At 70.3% G+C, this 18,610-nt stretch carries 19 protein-coding genes; 10 read left to right on the plus strand and 9 right to left on the minus strand.

The window, feature by feature from the left end:
- Positions 1 to 25: 25 nt before the first annotated feature.
- Complete coding sequence (locus WBA97_RS01300; RefSeq protein WP_424228762.1) at positions 26 to 1,090, minus strand: LCP family protein; 1,065 nt, start codon at positions 1,088 to 1,090, stop codon at positions 26 to 28.
- 242 nt (positions 1,091 to 1,332) lie between these two features.
- On the opposite strand from WBA97_RS01300, the gene WBA97_RS01305 reads away from it, so the two are divergent.
- On the plus strand, positions 1,333 to 2,772 hold the full coding sequence (locus WBA97_RS01305; protein WP_424228763.1) for a polysaccharide biosynthesis tyrosine autokinase: 1,440 nt from the start codon (positions 1,333 to 1,335) through the stop codon (positions 2,770 to 2,772).
- Here the strand turns inward: WBA97_RS01305 and WBA97_RS01310 are convergent.
- The 5 genes from WBA97_RS01310 to WBA97_RS01330 are packed head-to-tail and all read right to left on the minus strand — an operon-like array spanning position 2,766 to position 7,204.
- The gene (locus WBA97_RS01310; RefSeq protein ID WP_424228764.1) at positions 2,766 to 4,136 is read right to left on the minus strand and encodes a sugar transferase; all 1,371 of its coding nucleotides are present in this window, start codon (positions 4,134 to 4,136) and stop codon (positions 2,766 to 2,768) included. The genes WBA97_RS01305 and WBA97_RS01310 overlap by 7 nt on opposite strands.
- Positions 4,133 to 4,414, minus strand: a complete 282-nt coding sequence (locus tag WBA97_RS01315) for a hypothetical protein (protein WP_424228765.1) — start codon at positions 4,412 to 4,414, stop codon at positions 4,133 to 4,135. The genes WBA97_RS01310 and WBA97_RS01315 overlap by 4 nt, the downstream gene beginning before the upstream one ends.
- Positions 4,411 to 4,992 carry a hypothetical protein gene (locus WBA97_RS01320; protein ID WP_424228766.1) on the minus strand — a complete coding sequence of 194 codons (582 nt, stop codon included), beginning with the start codon at positions 4,990 to 4,992 and terminating at the stop codon, positions 4,411 to 4,413. Before WBA97_RS01320 ends, WBA97_RS01315 begins: the two co-directional genes overlap by 4 nt.
- Positions 4,989 to 6,230, minus strand: a complete 1,242-nt coding sequence (locus WBA97_RS01325) for a glycosyltransferase (RefSeq protein ID WP_424228767.1) — start codon at positions 6,228 to 6,230, stop codon at positions 4,989 to 4,991. The genes WBA97_RS01320 and WBA97_RS01325 overlap by 4 nt, the downstream gene beginning before the upstream one ends.
- Positions 6,227 to 7,204, minus strand: coding sequence for a GDP-L-fucose synthase family protein (locus WBA97_RS01330; RefSeq protein ID WP_424228768.1), 978 nt, complete (start codon positions 7,202 to 7,204; stop codon positions 6,227 to 6,229). The genes WBA97_RS01325 and WBA97_RS01330 overlap by 4 nt, the downstream gene beginning before the upstream one ends.
- A gap of 138 nt (positions 7,205 to 7,342) precedes the next feature.
- Between WBA97_RS01330 and gmd the strand changes: the two genes are divergently transcribed.
- From gmd to WBA97_RS01370, 8 genes are all read left to right on the plus strand, one after another.
- A complete protein-coding gene (gmd, locus tag WBA97_RS01335; RefSeq protein WP_424228769.1) occupies positions 7,343 to 8,374 on the plus strand; it encodes a GDP-mannose 4,6-dehydratase in 1,032 nt (343 codons plus the stop codon).
- 24 nt (positions 8,375 to 8,398) lie between these two features.
- Complete coding sequence (locus WBA97_RS01340) at positions 8,399 to 9,577, plus strand: glycosyltransferase (protein ID WP_424228770.1); 1,179 nt, start codon at positions 8,399 to 8,401, stop codon at positions 9,575 to 9,577.
- A complete protein-coding gene (locus WBA97_RS01345) occupies positions 9,556 to 10,362 on the plus strand; it encodes a glycosyltransferase (protein ID WP_424228771.1) in 807 nt (268 codons plus the stop codon). The genes WBA97_RS01340 and WBA97_RS01345 overlap by 22 nt, the downstream gene beginning before the upstream one ends.
- Positions 10,359 to 11,024: an acyltransferase gene (locus WBA97_RS01350; RefSeq protein WP_424228772.1), complete on the plus strand. Its 666-nt coding sequence runs from the start codon at positions 10,359 to 10,361 to the stop codon at positions 11,022 to 11,024. The genes WBA97_RS01345 and WBA97_RS01350 overlap by 4 nt, the downstream gene beginning before the upstream one ends.
- Positions 11,009 to 12,523, plus strand: coding sequence for a hypothetical protein (locus tag WBA97_RS01355; RefSeq protein ID WP_424228773.1), 1,515 nt, complete (start codon positions 11,009 to 11,011; stop codon positions 12,521 to 12,523). Before WBA97_RS01350 ends, WBA97_RS01355 begins: the two co-directional genes overlap by 16 nt.
- Positions 12,524 to 13,519: 996 nt before the next feature.
- Positions 13,520 to 14,275, plus strand: a complete 756-nt coding sequence (locus WBA97_RS01360) for an FkbM family methyltransferase (protein ID WP_424228774.1) — start codon at positions 13,520 to 13,522, stop codon at positions 14,273 to 14,275.
- Positions 14,272 to 15,153 (plus strand): FkbM family methyltransferase, encoded by an 882-nt coding sequence (locus WBA97_RS01365; RefSeq protein ID WP_424228775.1) that lies wholly within the window; start codon positions 14,272 to 14,274, stop codon positions 15,151 to 15,153. Before WBA97_RS01360 ends, WBA97_RS01365 begins: the two co-directional genes overlap by 4 nt.
- Before the next feature lie 55 nt (positions 15,154 to 15,208).
- Positions 15,209 to 16,033, plus strand: a complete 825-nt coding sequence (locus tag WBA97_RS01370) for a class I SAM-dependent methyltransferase (protein WP_424228776.1) — start codon at positions 15,209 to 15,211, stop codon at positions 16,031 to 16,033.
- Positions 16,034 to 16,048: 15 nt separating this feature from the next.
- On the opposite strand, the gene WBA97_RS01375 is transcribed toward WBA97_RS01370, so the two are convergent.
- The gene (locus tag WBA97_RS01375; RefSeq protein WP_424228777.1) at positions 16,049 to 16,705 is read right to left on the minus strand and encodes a hypothetical protein; all 657 of its coding nucleotides are present in this window, start codon (positions 16,703 to 16,705) and stop codon (positions 16,049 to 16,051) included.
- Here WBA97_RS01375 and WBA97_RS01380 point away from each other — a divergent pair.
- On the plus strand, positions 16,686 to 17,102 hold the full coding sequence (locus WBA97_RS01380; protein ID WP_424228778.1) for a hypothetical protein: 417 nt from the start codon (positions 16,686 to 16,688) through the stop codon (positions 17,100 to 17,102). The two genes, WBA97_RS01375 and WBA97_RS01380, sit on opposite strands and share 20 nt — an antisense overlap.
- 6 nt (positions 17,103 to 17,108) lie before the next feature.
- On the opposite strand, the gene WBA97_RS01385 is transcribed toward WBA97_RS01380, so the two are convergent.
- Entirely contained in the window at positions 17,109 to 17,813 is a 705-nt protein-coding gene (locus WBA97_RS01385; protein ID WP_424228779.1) for a DUF4328 domain-containing protein, read from the minus strand.
- A 91-nt stretch (positions 17,814 to 17,904) separates the two neighbouring features.
- On the minus strand, positions 17,905 to 18,105 hold the full coding sequence (locus WBA97_RS01390) for a hypothetical protein (protein WP_424228780.1): 201 nt from the start codon (positions 18,103 to 18,105) through the stop codon (positions 17,905 to 17,907).
- Between the last annotated feature and the right edge of the window lie 505 nt (positions 18,106 to 18,610).

An 18,610-nucleotide genomic window follows, 5' to 3' on the forward strand; every position in this document is an offset into this window, starting at 1 on the left:
TTCTTCGACACAGGTGATCCCGCGGCTACGGCGTCGTGGGGCCGAGTGCGCTGCCGGGGTTCGCGCGCACGTAGTCCGCGATCTTCCCGGCGTTGAACAGGTCCCACAGTTGCGCACCGCGTGCGGCGTCGAGATGGACGACCGACTGTTCGCCCTCCCAGCCGGTCCCGGCCACCGGTGCGGTCAGGAACGTGATGCCCTCCGGGCGCAGGTCCTGGAGTTCGCTACCGAGCGTGCGGAGACCCTCGTTGGTCAGGCTGTCGTCCACGGTGATCCAGCGGCTGAGCTCGTTGAGGAAGCTGAGCGACCGGATCGGGTCGTTCATCGGTCCACCGGTCGCGATCTTCGCGAGGAACGCACGCAGTGCGTTCTGGTGCCGTGCCGCCCGGTCGAGGTCGCCGCCGGGCAGGCCGACGCGCTGGCGGACGTAGTTCAACGCCTCCTCGCCGTTCAGGTGGTTGCGGCCCGCGTCCATTTCCAGGCCGTTGAACGTGGTGGCCGCCGCGACGTTCACGTCGATGCCGCCCACGGCGTCGGTGAGGGCCTGGAACCCGACGAAGTCGATGATCGCGAAGTGGTCCACCCGCACCCCGGTGAGATTCTCGACCGTGTTGACGAGCAGTGGCGGACCACCGTAGGAGTAGCTCGCGTTGATCTTCGTGGTGCCGTGGCCGGGGACCGGAACCCAGGCGTCCCTGGGGATGGACACCGCGGCGGCGGTGGTGAAGCCGGCGTCGATGCGCACGAGCATGATCATGTCGCTGCGCTGCGAACCTGGTGCGTACCCCGGCTCCGTGGCCGCGCTGCCGGTGGTGGCGCCCCCGGCACGGGAGTCGCTGCCCACCAGGAGGAAGGTCAGCCCCGCCGACTCCTGGGGACGGCTCGCGTCGTCCATGCCGACGAACACGTCAGGATATCGCCGCACCTGGTCGGCCAGCTGTTCGGTGATCAGATAGCCCGCGCCGATCACCATCGCGAGGATCGCGGCGAACAGGCCACTGAGGACCTTGAGCGCCAGCATCGTCCTGCGCCGCCTGCGGGGTGATTCCCGTACCTCTTCCTCTTCCTCGGGCCTGTTCGGTTCCGACATGAGACCTCGATCCACGGACCAAATTATCTCGGGACCTTACACATCTCCCCGCGACCTATCGGCTCATTCACCGGAACGGGGTACGGAACGGATTGTCCCCTTCGGACATCGTCCTACCCGGACGATCGAGTGGATCCCGGTAATGACGGGTGAACGTGGCTCGTTCGAACGATGTCGGATTGATAAGTGGGTCGGCCGACGCGAGACTGGGCGAACGGCCGGCCGAGCGCGGAGGACCCATCATGGAGCTTTCCGAGTACTTCCGTGCGCTCCGGGCGCGCTGGCGCTGGCTGCTCGCCGGCCTGCTGCTCGGTCTTGCCTGCGCGGGCATCGTGGTCGCCACGACGACCCCGGTCTACGAGGCCCACTCGCGCCTGTTCGTCTCCACCTCCGGCGGCGCCGACAGCAACCAGCTGAACTCCGGCGGCACCTTCTCCCAGCAACGCGTCAAGTCCTACGCACAGATCGTCACGCTGCCCAGGGTGCTCGACCCCGTCGTCGAGAAGCTCGGCCTTCCCGGTGACTCCACCGATCTCGCGGGCAGGATCACCGTCGACGCCCCGCTGGACACGGTGATCGTCGACATCGCCGTGCGCGACCAGGACCCCGGGCAGGCCGCCCGCATCGCCAACGAGGTCAGTGCCTCACTGGGCACCGTGGTGGACGAGCTCGAACGGTCGGGAGGAGAGGCCTCACCGGTCCACGTCAGCTCGGTCGGCGAGGCCAAGACGCCGGTCACGCCCGTGGTTCCGGCGACCACCCTCATCCTCGGTGCCGGTCTGGTGCTCGGCCTCCTGCTCGGCGCCGCGGCCGCGGTGATCCGGCACGCGACCGACACGCTGGTGCGGTCCGACACGGACCTCGGCGAACTGACCGGCGCGCCGGTGCTCGGCGAGATTCCCTATGACCGGCACGCCGCCGGTGATCCCGCGCTTCTCCGCGACGCCTACGGTCCACGCGCGGAGGCGTTCCGCACGCTGCGGACCAACCTCCAGTTCATCGAGGCGACGGGTCGGCTCAACTCCGTGGTGATCACCTCGTCGGTGGCGAGCGAGGGCAAGACGTCCACCGCCATCAACCTCGCGCTCACGTTCATGGACAGCGGCATGCGGGTGGTACTCGTCGATGCCGACCTGCGCCGCCCCCAGGTCGCGGCCTATCTCGGGCTGGTCGACTCGGTCGGGCTCACCACCGTGCTGACGGGCCGGATCGGGTTCGCCGACGCGGTACAGCGATGGGGCGAGGGCCTGTACGTGCTCACCGCGGGCGACCTGCCTCCCAACCCGAGCGAACTGCTCGGGGCGGCCCCGATGACCGAGTTCCTCAGCCGGCTCGAGCAGGAGTTCGACCTGGTCATCGTCGACACCTCGCCACTGGTCCCGGTGACCGACGGCGCGTTGCTGGCCGCTCGTGCGAGCGGCGCGCTCGTGCTCGTGGGGGTCGACCGGGTGCGGCGCGACGAGTTGGTCCGCTCCTGCCGGGCGCTGGCCGCCGTCGGCGGCCGTCAGCTCGGGTTGGTGCGCAACCTGGTACCGACCCGTGGCCAGCCGTTGGTCGACTACTACAGCGACCAGTACGCGCCGGCCCGCAGACAGCGACGGTGGCCGCGGCGCGAATCGTGGAAGCGCAGGTCGCTCGTGCGGACGGGCGGCGACAGCTTCGGGAACGGCCGCGCTCAGTAGGCGCCTGCGCCGCGGACCACGACCCGCACCGTCTTCCACAGGATCTCGAGGTCCGTCGCGAACGTCCAGTTCTCCACATAGGACAGGTCGAGCGCGATTCCGGCATCCCATGCCAGGTCCGACCGGCCGCCGACCTGCCACGGGCCGGTGATCCCCGGCCGGACCAGCAACCTGCGGCGGGTGTCCTTGGCGTACATGGCCACCTCGGTCGGCAGCGGCGGACGCGGACCGACCAGGCTCATCCGGCCGGAGAGGACGTTCGCCAACTGGGGGAGCTCGTCGAGCGAATGCCGCCGAAGGATCCTGCCCACCCTGGTCACCCGAGGGTCCGCGTGCATCTTGAACAAGGGACCGCTCGACTCGTTGTACGACAACAGTTCCGCGTGCCGGTCCTCCGCGTCGACCGTCATGCTGCGGAACTTCCACGCCCGGAACGGCTCGCCGTGCTGCCCGATGCGCCACTGCCGGTAGAGCGCCGGGCCGGGGGAGTCGCACCGCACGAGGGCCGCGATCGCCAGGAGCGCCGGGCTGAGCACCACGAGCGCGGTGGCGGCCACCACGACGTCGAACGACCGCTTGGCCAACTGGCGGACGCCGGTCAGCGCCGGCCCGTCGATGTTCAGCAACGCGAGGCCGGCGAGCGTCCGCACCCGCACCCTGGGCACGGAGACCGGCGCCAGCACCGGCGCGATCACCAGCTGGATACCGGTGCCCTCGAGCAGCCAGCCGAGACGTCGCAACGTCTCGGTATCGGCGGCATCGCACGTCGTCACCGCGATCATGGTCGCCGACTCGCGCCTGGCCAGCCGGAGCACCCTGCGGGCGCGGTCGATCGGCGGTGAGTCCACATCGGACATCAGGCAGGTGCCGACGAGCCGGTAGCCGGTGTGCGGCAGCGCGGCGAGCTGACCGGCGAACACGTCGACGCGCGGCTGCGAACCGGCCACCAGCACCCGGTCCGTCCAGCTGCCGCGCGAGCGCAGGTTGCGCAGCCAGCGGCGCCACGTCAGGCGGGCGAGCATCAGCGCCACTACCCCGATCGGCAACGCGACGAGCACGTAGTCGCGGGCCAGATCGGTGCGGACGAGGTAGTCGGCGCAGACGGTCGTCGCGGCGAGCACGGCCGTCGCCGCGAGGATCCGCCGGTACTCCTCGTACCCGGCCCCGAGGACCCTGGGGTCCCGGCTACCGGAGAGCGCGAGCGCCAACCACCACGCGACGACCGCGCCCGCCGTGGTGGCAGGCGGGTGATTCGCGTTCGGTGCCAACACGTGGACCGCTGTCACCGCCCACAGCACCAGTAACGTGTCCGTCCACAGCAGACAGAGCTGATAGCGCTGGTGCCACGGCGGGTCCCAGGTCACGACACCCTCGGCCGATCTGTGGTGGTGTACCTCGGGTCAGCTGTCCGGCGTGCGGGCGCCGGTCCGCCGACCGCACGCCGGTTCGGTCTGCTCAGCAGGACGCCGAGCAGACCGGTCAGCATGGCGACCACCCCGGCCCCGAGCCAGCACAGCAGCGCGAGGCGCGTACCGCCGAAGCCATGGAGCTCCCCGAGGAAGGCGGTCGTCAGCGCACCGGCCGTGCCGAGCGCGACGCACGTGCCCGCGACCGCGATGCCCGCCTTGCGCCACGGGGTCATGACGGCCGCCCGGCCGGCACGGCGGTCCTGGTGAGGTGCACGGCCACCGTGTCCACGTGCCGGATGACCGTCGCCGCCGCCGCGCGCACCGTCTCCAACGGCTGCCCGGCCGGATCCGGGATGTCGGTGTCGGCCGTCCCGTTGGAGCCGCGGTGCCGCACGGTCCACCGGACCAGACCGCGCAGCCGGACGCCGGGGCCGGCCGGGGCGGCCCTCGGCATGAACCGGCAGGTCTGCGCCAGCTCGCCGAGCGTGACCGCCACCGGGAGCGAGGCGGGGCTCCTGCGCAGTACCTCGTTCAGCTCGGCGCGGGTCATCGCGACCACGACGTCCGCCGTACGCAACAGATCGACCTCGAGCGGCCGGGTCCGGAACTCCGCCACCGACGGCCCGGCGTCGGCGAGCAGCTCAGCGCACACCGGGAGGATCGGCAGGCCCGGTCTGGCGGACAAGCCGGCGCTGGTGACGTCGATCGAGCGCTGCGCGCCGGTGCAGGCCAGCACGTGGGTCATGCGCAGGCGCGCCACGGCGGACCGGCACTCGTTGGCGCGGCACACGAACAACAGGCCGGTTCTCATGGGGTATCGCCTGCCGCCAGCCGGGTCACCCACCGGGCGTAGCGTTCGATCGCGCCCCGCTCGGTCAGCTTCTCCCGTGCGTACCGGGTACCCCGGTCACCGAGTTCCGCGCGACGGCGGGGATCGGTGCCGATGGCGCGCACGGCGTCGAGCAGCGCGCCAGGCTCACCAGGCGGCACCCGGACGCCTGCTCCCGACCTGGCAAGCTCGCGACTCGCCGGGCTGTCCGGCTCACTCGCGGCGACCACCGGCCTGCCGACGAGGAAGTACGAGGTCAGCTTGCTGGGCACCGACATCGTGTGCAGTCCGGGACGTTCGTTCACCAACAGCACGTCCGCCGCGGCCAGCACGTCGGGGAACCGGGCCTCCGCGACCGGGTCGAGCACGGAGACCGCGGTGACGTCCCTGGCATCGGCCACCACCGACGCCCGCCGGGAACCGTCGCCGAGCAGTACGAAGTGGACCCGGTCGCGGCCACCGGCGAGCCGTGCCGCCGCCACCACGTTGCCGAGCTCCTGTTTCGCGCCCATGTTCCCGGCATGCAGTGCCACTACCTGATCGGCGGGCCACCCCAGCTCGGCGCGGACTCGCTCCCGGTCGCCGCCCGGCGGGCGAATGTGGGTCCAGTTGCGGATGACCTCGACGCGCTCGGGGTCGACACCGTGCCGCCCGACGAGCGTGTCGCGGAACTGTTCGTGCACGACCACCACGCCGTCGGCGGCCAGGAGCAGCCCGCGTTCCAGCCGCAGCACCGCGGCGCCGCCGCGCCCGCCGAGCGAGCCGACCTCGGCGGCCGACTCGGCGTAGATGTCCTGCACGATCACCCCGAACGGCACCGAGAACCGACGTGCGGCCAGCCGCGCCGCGCCGACCGACAGCAGCGACGGGCTCACCCCGAGCACGACGTCGGGTCGTCGGCGTAGCGTGTGGGCGAGGGTGTGTGCCGCGAAGGAGGCTTCGTGGACCATCCGGCCGACCCCGGTCGAGTCCGACGGGACGAAGTGGCGCAACCGCAGCAGGTCGACGTCGCCGTCCCGTTCGTGGCGCGCCAGGCCGGCCCGCCAGCCTCGGTAGCCGGGCGCGGTGGTCCACTGTGGATAGTACGGGAATCCGGTCACCACCCGGACGCGGTGACCCTCGGCGGCCAGTCCTCTGGCGGTGCCGGTGGTGTACGGCGCGATCCCCGCGTGCTCAGGCGTGTAGTTGAGGCCGACGATCAGTATGTTCAGCGGGCTCATCTGCGGACGTGCTCCCGGTTGTCGAGGTACCACTGGTAGGTCGCGGTGACGCCGTCCGCCAGGGAGATCGTGGGGCGCCAGCCCATGGCGGAGAGGCGGGAGATGTCGAGCACCTTGCGGGGGGTCCCGTCGGGCCGGTCCTCGTCGAACGCGATCTCACCCCGGTAGCCGACGGCGTCGGCCACCGAACCGGCGAGGTCGGCGATCGGCAGGTCCTGGCCGGTGCCGACGTTGACCGGCTGGTCGCCGTCGTAGTGCCGCAGCAGGGTCAGGCACGCCCGCGCGAGATCGTCGGCGTGCAGGAACTCCCGCCTGGGCCTGCCGGTGCCCCACACCCGCACGACCGGCTCCGCGCGGACCCGCGCGTCGTGGAAGCGCCGGATCAGCGCGGGCAGTACGTGTGAGTGCTCGGTGTGGAAGTTGTCGTTGGGCCCGTAGAGGTTGGTCGGCATGGCCGAGATCCACGGCAGGCCGTCCTGCGCCCGCACGCCCCGGACGTGGATGAGCCCGGCGATCTTGGCGATCGCGTACGCCTCGTTGGTGACCTCGAGGGGACCGGTGAGCAGCGCGGACTCTCGAATCGGCTGCGGGGCGTCCCTGGGGTACACGCAGGAGGAACCGAGGAACAGCACCCTCGGCACACGCAGCTCCCGCGCGGCGTCGAGCACCGAGAGCTGGATGCGCAGGTTGTCGGACAGGAAGTCGGCGGGTGCCGCCGAGTTCGCCGCGATGCCGCCGACCCTCGCCGCGGCGAGCACGATCGCCTCCGGCCGGTTCGTGGTGAGGAACCGGCGGGTGGCGTCGCGGTTCCGAAGGTCCAGTTGGGACGAACGGCGAACGAGGATCCTGGTGAAGCCTTCCGCGCGGAGGCGCCGGAGCACGGCGGAGCCGACGAGTCCCGTGTGGCCGGACACATAGATCGGTTGGTCGCTGTCCAAATGGTCTCTGTCCGAACCGGACGATACCTCAGGCATCGAACTCCTCTACGGCTTGTCGGTGATCCTTTCGGGTGGATTCGGTGACAGCCACTGTGCGGTTGCAATTGTCTGCTCTAGCTTTCGATGGCTTCACCTAGGCACACCAACCCACGACCGCTTGGAGGTGGGGAACCGATGAAACGTGCTCTGATTACCGGGATCACTGGGCAGGATGGCAGCTATCTCGCGGAGTTGCTGCTCGAGAAGGGGTATGAGGTACACGGGATCGTGCGCCGGGCAAGCAGTTTCAACACTTCCCGTATTGATCATCTGTATGAGGATCCTCGAGAGTCACTCACCAGACTGAACTTGCACTACGGAGATATGACCGACAGTTCGCGCCTGGTCAGGTTGATGCTGGAAATTCGGCCGGACGAGGTCTATCACCTCGCCGCGCAGAGCCACGTTCGGGTGAGCTTCGACGAACCTGTCCACACGGCGGACGTCACCGGACTCGGTACCATGCGGCTGCTTGAGGCGATTCGGGCGTCGGGTGTCCCTGCCCGCTTCTACCAGGCGTCGAGTTCGGAGATGTTCGGCGCCACTTCGCCGCCCCAGTGTGAACTCTCACCGTTCCAGCCACGATCGCCCTACGCCGCGGCCAAGGCGTTCGCCTACTGGGTGTGCCGCAACTACCGCGAGGCGTACGGCGTCTACGCCGTCAACGGTCTTCTGTTCAACCACGAGAGCCCCCGGCGCGGGGAGACCTTCGTGACCCGCAAGATCACCAAGGCGGCCGCACGGATCAGCGCGGGCCTGCAGGACACCCTCTATCTCGGCAACCTGGACGCCGTGCGCGACTGGGGCTACGCGCCGGAGTACGTCGACGCCATGTGGCGGATGCTCCAGCGGCCGGAGCCCGACGACTACGTCGTCGCCACCGGAACGTCGCGCACCGTACGACAGTTCGTGGCGGACGCCTTCAGCCAGGTCGGTCTGGACTGGACACAGCACGTCCGGTTCGACGAGCGACATCTGCGCCCGACGGAGGTGCGTGTGCTGATCGGCGACGCGAGCAAGGCGCGCGAGGAGCTGGGCTGGCAGGCGACCGTGCACGGCGCGGAGCTGGCGCGGATCATGGTCGACGCGGATGTCGCGGCACTCGGCGCCACCCCGGTCAAGCGGGAGGCACGGCCGGTGCCCGTGATGCGCCCGGTGGCACCGTGAGGACGAGACGGTGAGGACGGCACGGTGAGCAGGCGGGTACTGCACGCGGTGGCGAGTGCCGGCGACTCCTACGGCGGGGTCTCCACCGCGCTCGCCTCTCTCGGCGCGGTCGAGGCGGCGGCGGCGCACGACGCTTCGCTGCTCACGCTGTACCGTCCGGAACAGGGCACGGCCGTCCTTTCGAGACTGCCAAGCTGGTTCGACGTCGAGGTGGTGCGGCCCGGCCCACTGGCGGGCCGGTTCCACGGCGGCAGCAGGCTGACCGCCGGACTGGAACGGTTGGTGCCGCAGCACGACCTCGTGGTGCTGCACGGTGTCTTCGACCTCGCCTCGCTGGTCGGCGGCCGGATGGCCCGTCGCTTCGGGGTGCCCTACCTGTTGTGGCCGCACGGCAGCCTCGACCCCTACGACCTCACCAAGCACGCGGTGGCCAAGCGGCGGCTCGCCGGTGTGTGGCGCGAGAACCTCGACGGTGCCGCCGCGCTGATGTGCACGACCACCAGGGAGGCGGAACTGCTCACCACGTTCGGCTCGCGGACCCGGCGCGAGGTGCTGCCGCTGCCGCTGCCGCTGCCGCTGTACGACGAGCTGTCCGAGTTGGACAGGCCGGCGGCCAGGAGGCTTCTCGGGTTTCGGCAGGAGGCACGGGTCGTGCTGTATCTCGGCAGGATCGATCCCAAGAAGGGGCTCTCGCTCCTGCTGGACGCGTTCGAACAAGTTGCCGAGCGGCACGATGTGCTGTTGATCGTCGGGTCAGGTGACCGGAAGCTGACCGAGGCGCTGCGGATGCGGGCGCACGCCTCGCGGAACGCCGACCGGATCCTGTTCACCGGCTGGGTGGACCAGCGGCGACGCGGCGAACTGCTCGCCGCGGCCGACCTGTTCGTCCTGTTGTCGGACAACGAGAACTACAGCATGGCCACGGCGGAGGCGGTCGCGGCCGGGCTGCCAACGCTGGTCAGCGACCAGGTCTACCTGGCGGACGAGCTGGCCAGGTGCCAGGCGACGGTCGTGGTGGCACGGTCTCTGCCGATGGTCGCGCGCCAGCTTCGGCGGCTGCTCGACGACGCGTCGCTGCGGGACGTGGTCGGGGCGACCGGCCGGCGGTGGGCGGCCGAGCACCTGAGCGTCCCCAGAGTGGCGCAACGGTACGCGAACCTCGTGGGAAAGGTGCTCACCTCGTGCCAAGCATCAGCGTACTGATGCCCTGTTACGACGCCGGCCGGTATCTGAGAGCCAGTGTGGACAGTGCGGTCGGGCAGCTGGGACCGGACGACGAGCTGGTCGTCCAGGACGCGTGTTCGACCGACGGGTCCTCGGAGCTGCTGGACGAGATCGCGGCGGCCGACCATCGTGTCTCGGTCCGCCACGAGCGGGACGACGGGCAATCCGACGCGCTCAACCGCGCGCTGCGCCGTGCGCGTGGTGACCTCGTCTGCTGGCTCAACGCGGACGATCTGCTGTTGCCCGGCGCACTGGCCGCGGTGCGGGCCGAGGTCCTCGCAGGCGGCCGCACGCCGGAACTGGTGGTCGGGGGCTGGCAGCTGTTGTCGGCGAACGGTCTGGTGCTCCGGGAGAACCCGGCCGAGCGGCTCGATCACCGGACGGTCCTGCGCCGGGGTTGCTACGTCTTCTCCGGTGCGTTGCTCGTCCGCCGCGACGTGCTGGTCGCAGGCGGCGGTTACGCCGCCGACCTGCACTACGTGATGGACTTCGACCTGATGCTGCGCCTCGCCGCCCGCCGCGACCAACTGCTCGTCCGGCATCCGCTGGCCGCGCTGCGCTACCACCGGGACAGCAAGTCCGGCGACGAGGTCGGCAGGTTCTTCACCGAGGCGCTCGGGGTCCGCTGGCGCGGTGTGCGCCACCCCGCCGACGTGCCGAGCGCCGCCGTGGGTTCGGTGGTCCACGGCATGGCCGTGGCCACCATGGGGCTCCGCTTCGGCGCCGTGTACTCCCGACTGCGCAGGAAGGCGATGACCCGATGACCTCACCGCGTGCCCGGCTGGCAGGTCTGTGCTGGCTACTGCCTCCCTGCCGGGCCAAGAACGCGTTGCTGACCCGGCTGGGGCATCGGGTGCATCCGAGCGCTCGGCTCGGCATCTGCGTCATGCTCGACGTCGGCGAGGTCGTCGTCGGCGCGGACACGATCATCGGCCACGGCAACGTCTTCCGAGGGCTGCGTGCCGTGCGCATCGGCGTCGAGGCGATCCTCGGCCAGTTCAACTGGTTCTCCAGGGCTCCCACGCTCACGCTGCCGGACGACGATCTCGCCGGCTCGCTGGTGATGGACGATCACACGGTGATCACCAGCCGGCACTACGTCGACTGCTCCGGCGGGCTGTGGATGGGCCGGTTCGCGACCATCGCCGGGGTGCGCAGCACCGTACTCAGCCACACCATCGACCTCGGGCTCGGCCGCCAGGGCATCCGGCCCGTGCGACTCCTGGAGAAGGTGTTCGTCGGCTCCAACACAACGATGATGCCCGGCACCACCGCCGCGAGCGGCGCGGTGTTCGCCGCGGGCAGCGTCACCGCCCTCGACGGCGATTACGCGGCGGGCACCCTGCACGGGGGCGTACCGGCCAAACCGATCAAGCCGATCGACGGCGCCTACTTCCACCGCACGCGGACGTGGGCAACGGAGTGACGTCCGCGCAGGGAACCCTCTCGCGCACGACGGGCACCGCACTGGCCGCGCCGGTGCTCGCGGGCCTCGCGGCGTGGACGTTCCTGCCGGAGGTCGGCCGGATCTCGCTCACCGAGATCGCCGCGCTGCTGCTGGCACCCTGCTGTCTGGTGGCGCTGGTGCGCCTGCCGAGAGGCGGGGCGCTCGTGGTGTTCGCCGTGCTGTGGCTGGTCGGCATCACGCTGGGCCAGCTGACGCATCCTGCCGACACGACGACCGTCGTCAAAGCGGTCTCGTCGGCCGTGATGCTCGTGCTGACCGTCGGCCTCGTGGTCGCCGTGCTCCGGCACGGTTCCCCTGGCGGGCTCGACCTCGCGCGTCACCGGCTGGTCGTCGCGTTCGCGGTCGGCCAGCTGATCGGCATGGCGCTGACACCGCCCGCGGTGGCGGTGCTCGACCCGTGGAAGTTCGGTATCGGGCAGGCGGTCACGCTGCTCGTGCTGGTCCTCACGGAACGGGCGTGGCGGAACGCGCGCCGGGTCGTGGTGCCAGTGGTCCTGGTGGGAATGGCAGGCGTCCACCTGGTGCTCGGCTCACGCAGTCTGTGCCTGCTCGCGCTGATCATCGCGCTGGCGGCGGTGGTCACCTGGCTGGGCGGCACGCGGCCATCGGCGAGGATCGTCGTGTTCGGACTGTTCGCGGTGGTCGGCGCCGTGCTGCTCGACGGTTTCTACGTCGACCTGGCCGGCTCGGGAACACTCGGCGACGCCGCGACGCAGAAGCTGCGCTTCCAGGACGGTGAGCTCGGCGTCGCCGTCGGCGGGCGCAAGGACTTCGTGTTCGTGCTGTTCGGCGCGCTGCACTCACCGTGGGTCGGGTGGGGACCCGCCGCCGTGGTGCCGCCCGAGGTGAAGTCGGCCGCCGTGCACTGGCTGGTGGACCACGGTTATCCCATCTACGGCTACGACCTGATGACGTTCGTCATGCCGGAGTCGCTGTTCGTGCACTCGGTCGTGCTCGGCGGCTGGGTCACCGCGGGCGTCGCCGCGCTGCCCTTCTGGGTGCTGGTGATCGTGTTCCTCGTGCGCGGGTTCGCGGACGCGGTACGCCGAGGCGCCTTCGCCGAGGCGTTCCTCGTGCTGACCGCGTTGTGGCACGTGTTCTTCTCACGCCTCGGCGACACCACGCGCGGGCACATCGCGGTCGCGGTGGCGCTGGCGATCATCGGACTGGCCGCGCGTGACGCGGTACGCGAGCAGGGCGGTGACGAGGACACAGACAATCCCGTACCCGACGGCGGCTCCGACGGCGGGCTGCGGCGCTGCGGCGGCGCCGAGGCCTGCGGCGCCGAGCCCGAGCAGCACCCCGGCAGGCAGGATGACGGTGACCGCCAGCTCGTCCCCTGCGGCCTGCAGCCGCAGTACCAGCAGCTGCGCCAGCAGCACGCACGCGGCGGCGACCAGGTAGCAGCGCACGGCGGGCAACGCGGGGACGAACACCGGACCCGCCAGGGTCGGTAGCAGCACGGGCATGGCCACGAACACGACGGCGAGACCGGCCAGGCTCACCACGGCCAGCAGTCGCAACGTCCTGCCCGCGGCACGGTCACCCGCGGCGAGCGCGGGCAGCAGCGCGCTGCCCGCGGCGCCGATCAACAGCAGCACCGGACCCAGCAGCCGGGCGCCGAGCGCGTACTGACCGGCGGCGACCGATCCCGCCACCATCGCGACCACCACCGAGTCCAGCAGCACCAGGTTGCCCGCGACACTCGCACCGGCGAAGCGGATGCCGTAGCGGAACACCGCGCCGGGACGGGCGGTCCGCGCCGCGCGGACGGTGGCGCGCAGACGCGGAACCGCGGCCGCCGCGGCGATGGCGGACCCGGCCAGCAGTCCCGTTGTACAGGCCACCGGAGCCGAGCATCCGGCTGACCACACGCCGAGTCCCAGCACCAGCGCACCGGCGCGTTCTCCGGCCGCCAGCAGCGCACTGCGTCTGGCCAGACCGTCCACTTGCCACAGTGCTTGTGCGACAAGAACAGGACCGCGCACCACGGGGTAGGCCAGCGCGCAGCCCAGCGCGACGTTCCTCGTCACGGCGACGACCGCGAGCACGGGCACGATCGCGACCGCCGGCTTGATCAGCACCAGTCCGCGCACGACGGCGCGGTCAAGGTGGCCGAGGCCGCCGTCGCGAAGCAGGCGGGTGGTGGCGCCCGCGTCGAGCAACGGGGTGAACGCCATCGCGACGCCGTAGTAGACGGCCGTGATGCCGAGCGCGGCGGCGTCGTCATGGGTGATCGTGACCAGCAGCACCAGGGTCAGCGCCTGGGCGACCAGCTGGCCGCCGCCGATCGTGACGACCGCGGCGGCCATCGAGCGGACGGAGCCCCGCTGCTGATCACTCGATCGTGTTGAGGTCGGCGGATCCGAAGGCGCCATGGAGCGCAGTATGCGCACAATTTGAGCCCCGGTGCTCGCCGGGAGCTATCGCGATCCAGGCAGAGGAAGTGGAACGTGCGCGCCGACCTCGTCGGGTACGTGCCTGGCACCATCCGCTCGGCGGTGCGCCGCGCGGCCAACCGGTTCAATGTGGACATCGTCCGCAACCCGTTTCCCCGCAGGCTCGCCAAGCTCTGTGCGCTGCTTGGCATCCGGACGCTGGTCGACGTCGGCGCCAACTCGGGCCAGTACGCCACCATGGTGCGTGCCGCTGGCTACGAGGGCCACATCGTCTCGTGCGAACCGCTCTCGGCGCCGTTCGCGCGCCTGCGTGCGAACGCGGCGCGAGACCCGGCCTGGCACACGGAACGACTGGCACTCGGCGCCAAGGTGGGGGAGGTGTCCGTGCACATCGCGGGCAACTCGTACTCCTCCTCGGTACTGCCGATGCTCGACGCACACCTCGACGCGGCACCCGAGTCGCGGTACGTCGCCGACGAGCGTGCGCCGATGTCCACGGTGGACCGGTTGCTCACCGGCTACACCCACCTGCCTGACCAGCTCATGCTGAAGATCGACGTCCAGGGCTACGAATGGGAGGTGCTGCTCGGTGCCGAGCAGACGCTGTCGCGACTGGCCGCCGTACAGGTCGAGCTGTCCATGACGCCGCTGTACGACGGCCAGCGCCTGATGGGAGACATCGTCGACCTGCTGACCTCGGCCGGTCTCGAACCGTGGGCGCTGGAACCCGGTTTCTGCGACTCGCGCACCGGCCGGATGTTGCAGTGCGACGGGATCTTCGTCCGTCCTGCCGCGGTGGCGGCCAGGTGAGCCGCTCCGCCGTGGCCCCCGCCAGCGTCCGCCTGCCCCGCCCCACCGTGTCGGTGGCCGCCGACCCGGCTCCCGGTCGCCGGTTGCGGATCGCGCTGGTCTGCGCGGTGGCCGGTGTCCACGCCACGATCACCGGGGGAGCGTTGCTGGTGCCGGTGTTGGTGGCGCTGGACCGGTTGCTGCCGCGCGGAGCGCTGCCCGCCGTGCGCGCCAAGGTGGCACCGGGGGTCGAGATCGAGCTCGACCGCGCGGGGGCGATGGCGAGAGGCGCGGTGATCGCCGACGGCTACGAGCACCGTGAGTGCGAGATGCTGGTGTCGGCGCTGCGACCCGACGGCATCTTCCTGGACGTCGGCGCGAATGTCGGCTGGTTCAGCCTGCTCGCCGCCGTGCACCGCCCGGAGGCGCGGGTGTGGGCGGTGGAGCCGGTACCGGAGACCGCCGACCGGCTCGAGGCGAACCTGCGGGCGGCCGGCGTGTCCGACCGGGTGCGGGTCGTGCGGTGCGCGGCCGGTCCCGCCGCGGGCAGCGCGTCGTTCCGCACACCTACCGACCTGGCGTTGGCCAGCAGGGTGACGGACCCCGCCATCGGCGACCCGGTGGTGCGCTGCCCGGTCGTCGCGCTGGACGAGCTGTGGCGCGCAGCGGACTGCCCAAGGGTGGACGCGATCAAGCTCGACGTGGAGGGCGACGAGGTCGCCGCGCTGCGCGGTGCGCGTGAGCTGCTCTCCCAGGACCATCCGCTGGTCGTCGCGGAGGCGGCGTCACCGGCCGCCCGCGCGGCGTTGACCTGCGAGCTCAGCAGGCACGGCTACCGGTCCCGCCAGGAACCGGGCCTGTTGGCCTACAACACGGTGTTCACGGCGGACCGGTCGTGACTATCGCGCCGCACGATCCGTGCCGGGGTGCGGACTTGCCAGGAGAGTAGGGCGGATGACGGTCGACGACAGCACTTCCACGTTCGCTCGGCACCAAGGTGTGGTGCACGACCACACCTTCGACTACGTGGCCGGGTCGCCCCACCTCAAGCACGCCACGGTCAGGGACGCCGTGGTCCGGGTGTGTCGCGAGACGGTGGCCGGACACCTCGCCAGGACGGGACGGTGCCGCGTGCTGGAGGTCGGCGCGGGACACGGCACCTTCACGAAGGTGCTGGTGGACCTGGGTGCGCAGGTGTGGGTGACGGAGATGAGCGCGGACAGTGTCGCCGTGCTGCGCAGGGACTTCGGGGATGAGCCCGCGGTGCGCATCGAGTACGACAGGGACGGCACCGGCGCGGCCACCGGACCTCGGGTCGACGTGGTGCTGTTCGTCTCGGTGCTGCACCACATCCCGGACTACGTCGCCGCGGTCGAGGCGACGTTGCGCAGGCTCGCGCCCGGCGGCTCGGTCATCAGCTTCCAGGATCCGTTGTGGTACCCCCGGCAGTCGAGGGTGGCCCGGTGCACCGATCGCGGCGCCTACCTGTTGTGGCGGCTGACGCGGGGCAACCTGCGCAGGGGTGTCGCCTCGACGCTGCGGCGGGTGAGAAACGCTTATGACGACACGAATCCCTCGGACACCGTGGAGTACCACGTGGTCAGAAAGGGCGTCGACGAGCGGGCACTGGCCGCCGTGCTGGCCCCGCACTTCGACGAGGTCACCGTGCACCGCTACTGGTCGACCCAGGCCGCCTGGCTGCAACGCCTCGGTGAGCGGTCCTCCCTGGTGAACACCTTCGGCATGACGGCCACGGGACGGCGAGCCGGAGGTCAGTGACGCGCCGGGGGAGGGTCAGTCGCGCCCGCAGCGCGCGTTGATGACGGCCTGCGCATCGTCCGGCAGTGTTGCCGGGTCGTCGAAGAAGCGTCTGGACTGGCAGATCCGGACGAGGCGCTCCCACACCTCGCGGTACAGGAGGGAATCCGCCTGCAAGCTCTCCGCCTGACGCGGTGTGAGGGGGAACTTGTAGGAGCCGTCCCAGTGGCCCTGCCCGACGTCGAGGTTGAGCAGGTACGCCGCGCCCCGCCGGACGATCGCGGGAGCCCAGTTCCAGTCGCGACCCTGGGGCCGGAAGATCTCCTCGTCGACGTTCGGAAGCCGGAAGGCGACGGCCCGGTCGCTGATCGACCCGTCGACAAGCGCCGGAGACAGGGTGAGCCACACGATCGTGTCGTCTCGAATGCCAAGGTGCGTGGCCGTGTAGTTGTTCGCGGGAGGTGCGGAGGGGAAGTCCCATGCCACGGTCCGTGCGGTGTCCGGGTCATAGCGCGCGGCCGAGGGCTCGAGATGGCGAACCTCCCAGACGCCGCCCAACGCGTCGATCACCGTCTGGGCCTCGACGCTGTCGATCGGTTTGCCCAGCGCGTTCGCGAACGTCTCATATGGAGTCGCAGCCGTCGTGCGCTTCGGTTTTCTGCGGTTCGCCTTCGTGCGCTTCGCCTTCGTCACGACCTCATTCTCCCGACGCAAGAGCGACGGCGCTTGCCGGGAGAATGGCACGGCTGCCACCGGGCAGCCGTGCACCATCGGACGCGAGGGCGACATCGTGGAAGATCGAGAACTGAGTCAGGCCATCGTCACGTACATCGGGAAGGGGCGATCGGCGTTTCCACTCAGGGATGAGGACGCCGTCGCGGCGTCCTCGGCCGGCGCCGACCCGTCGGCGCTGTTGGCCAAGGTGCGCGCGATCGTCTCGGAGTGCATGTCGCTCGAGGTCGACTGGTCGGCTCATTCTCTCGTGGAGGGAGGCCGGGAGGCCGAGCGGTTCATGGCCGCTCGGCACCCGGACCTCGGGAGAGACGCGTTGGACGCCCTGAGCTGGACGTTCATGTACGACTGGCGCTGAACGCGGTCAGGCCTGGGGTGCCTGCTGGTACGCGGTGCCCTCCATGGCGGTGCGGGGCGTGGACTGCCACTCGGTGATCTGGCGGATCACCCGGATCAGGAGCACGCCGGCGACGAGGACGAGGCCCGCGCTGATCGTCGAGTAGATCGCGATCGTCTCGAAGTACTCGACAGTGATGTCGCTCGAGTTCGTCTGGGCGCGGAGGATGTACATCATCAGGTAGTTGGCGATGACGACCAGCCACCAGGCGCGGACCAGCGGGCTGAGGGGCAGCGGGTCGATCTGGAGCTGGTCGGCCGGTACGCCGGGGCGGCTGGCCCGCCAGATGTCGTCGACGATGCGGCGGGGGAACCACAGGTTCACGATCGGGCAGAACCAGGCGCCGATGGTCCAGCCGCGGCTCATGCGCTGGTGGACGCCGGACAGGCGCTCGGAGTTCACGCGGGCGCGCCACAACCAGATCAGGAACACGGTGGCCGACGCGACCAGGGCGGCCAGGCTCACCCAGATCGCGGTCATCGTGGCGTCGTCGGCGGCGTACAGATCGCTGTCGGTGACTCCCGGCAGGCCCGCGACGTAGTCGTCGACGACGGAGTGCGCGTTCCACGCGGCCCAGGTCCCGTACAGGTTGGTGGCGCAGACCGCGGCGATGAGCACGGACGCCGCGGTGGCGAGGGTCCGGACAGGCGTGAGCGGTGGTGGTGTGTACACAGTGATCCCCAGGGGAGTCGAAACGAGTCAACGGTCCATCGCTCCGGACTGATCAACTGTTTCACTCCCCGAGGAGGTTACGAAAGACGGACTAACGTTCGACCCGGTTGATCTGGGCGAGCAGCTTGGCCGCCTCCTTCGAGTCGACGGCCGACGCGATGCGCGCGGCCTCCCTGGCTCCCTTCGCGGCCAGGTCGGAGCGGCCCGTGCCCTCGTGCACCTGCGACAGCACGAACAACGCCCTGGCGAGCCACAGCGTCGCGCCGAGTTCCTCCAGCAGCCGCGTCGCCATGACCAGGACCGGCTATCGCCTGGAACCCCGCTGACGTGATATCGGGGGAGCGGCTCGTTCTCGGGATGGCAGGCAGTCCAGGGTCTGGTGTGGTGTGGCTTGCGCCGTCCACACAGGGAGATCGTTTCGGCGGTCAGAAAATGTCCAACTCGTGGGCGAGAATTACTACCTGCACGTTGTTGTGCGGTCGGGACTGACCTGAACCGCGAGTCACCGTCTGTGTCGAAGATGGTCCTGAATCACCTGCATACGCCACTCGAAGGATGACGTAGCGCCCGTACTGCACATACGGTTGCAATCCCTAGATCAACCGGCTATCCCCGACCGACATGGGTGGGCCCGGAGGTAGCCCCGGCCGATACGGCCGAAACCATTGTAGTACGGTCGCTCCTTCCTCGCCTACGGTGCCGACTCCCATCGGGCGAAGAGGCTTGCCGGTGATCTCCGGATCCCACGCGGCGCACGGAACTATGTCATATTTCTGTCTAGTGCAGTGGGATTAATC

Origin of the sequence: Actinophytocola sp. (assembly GCF_049647105.1) — a bacterium.
Taxonomy (GTDB): Bacteria; Actinomycetota; Actinomycetes; order Mycobacteriales; family Pseudonocardiaceae; genus Actinophytocola.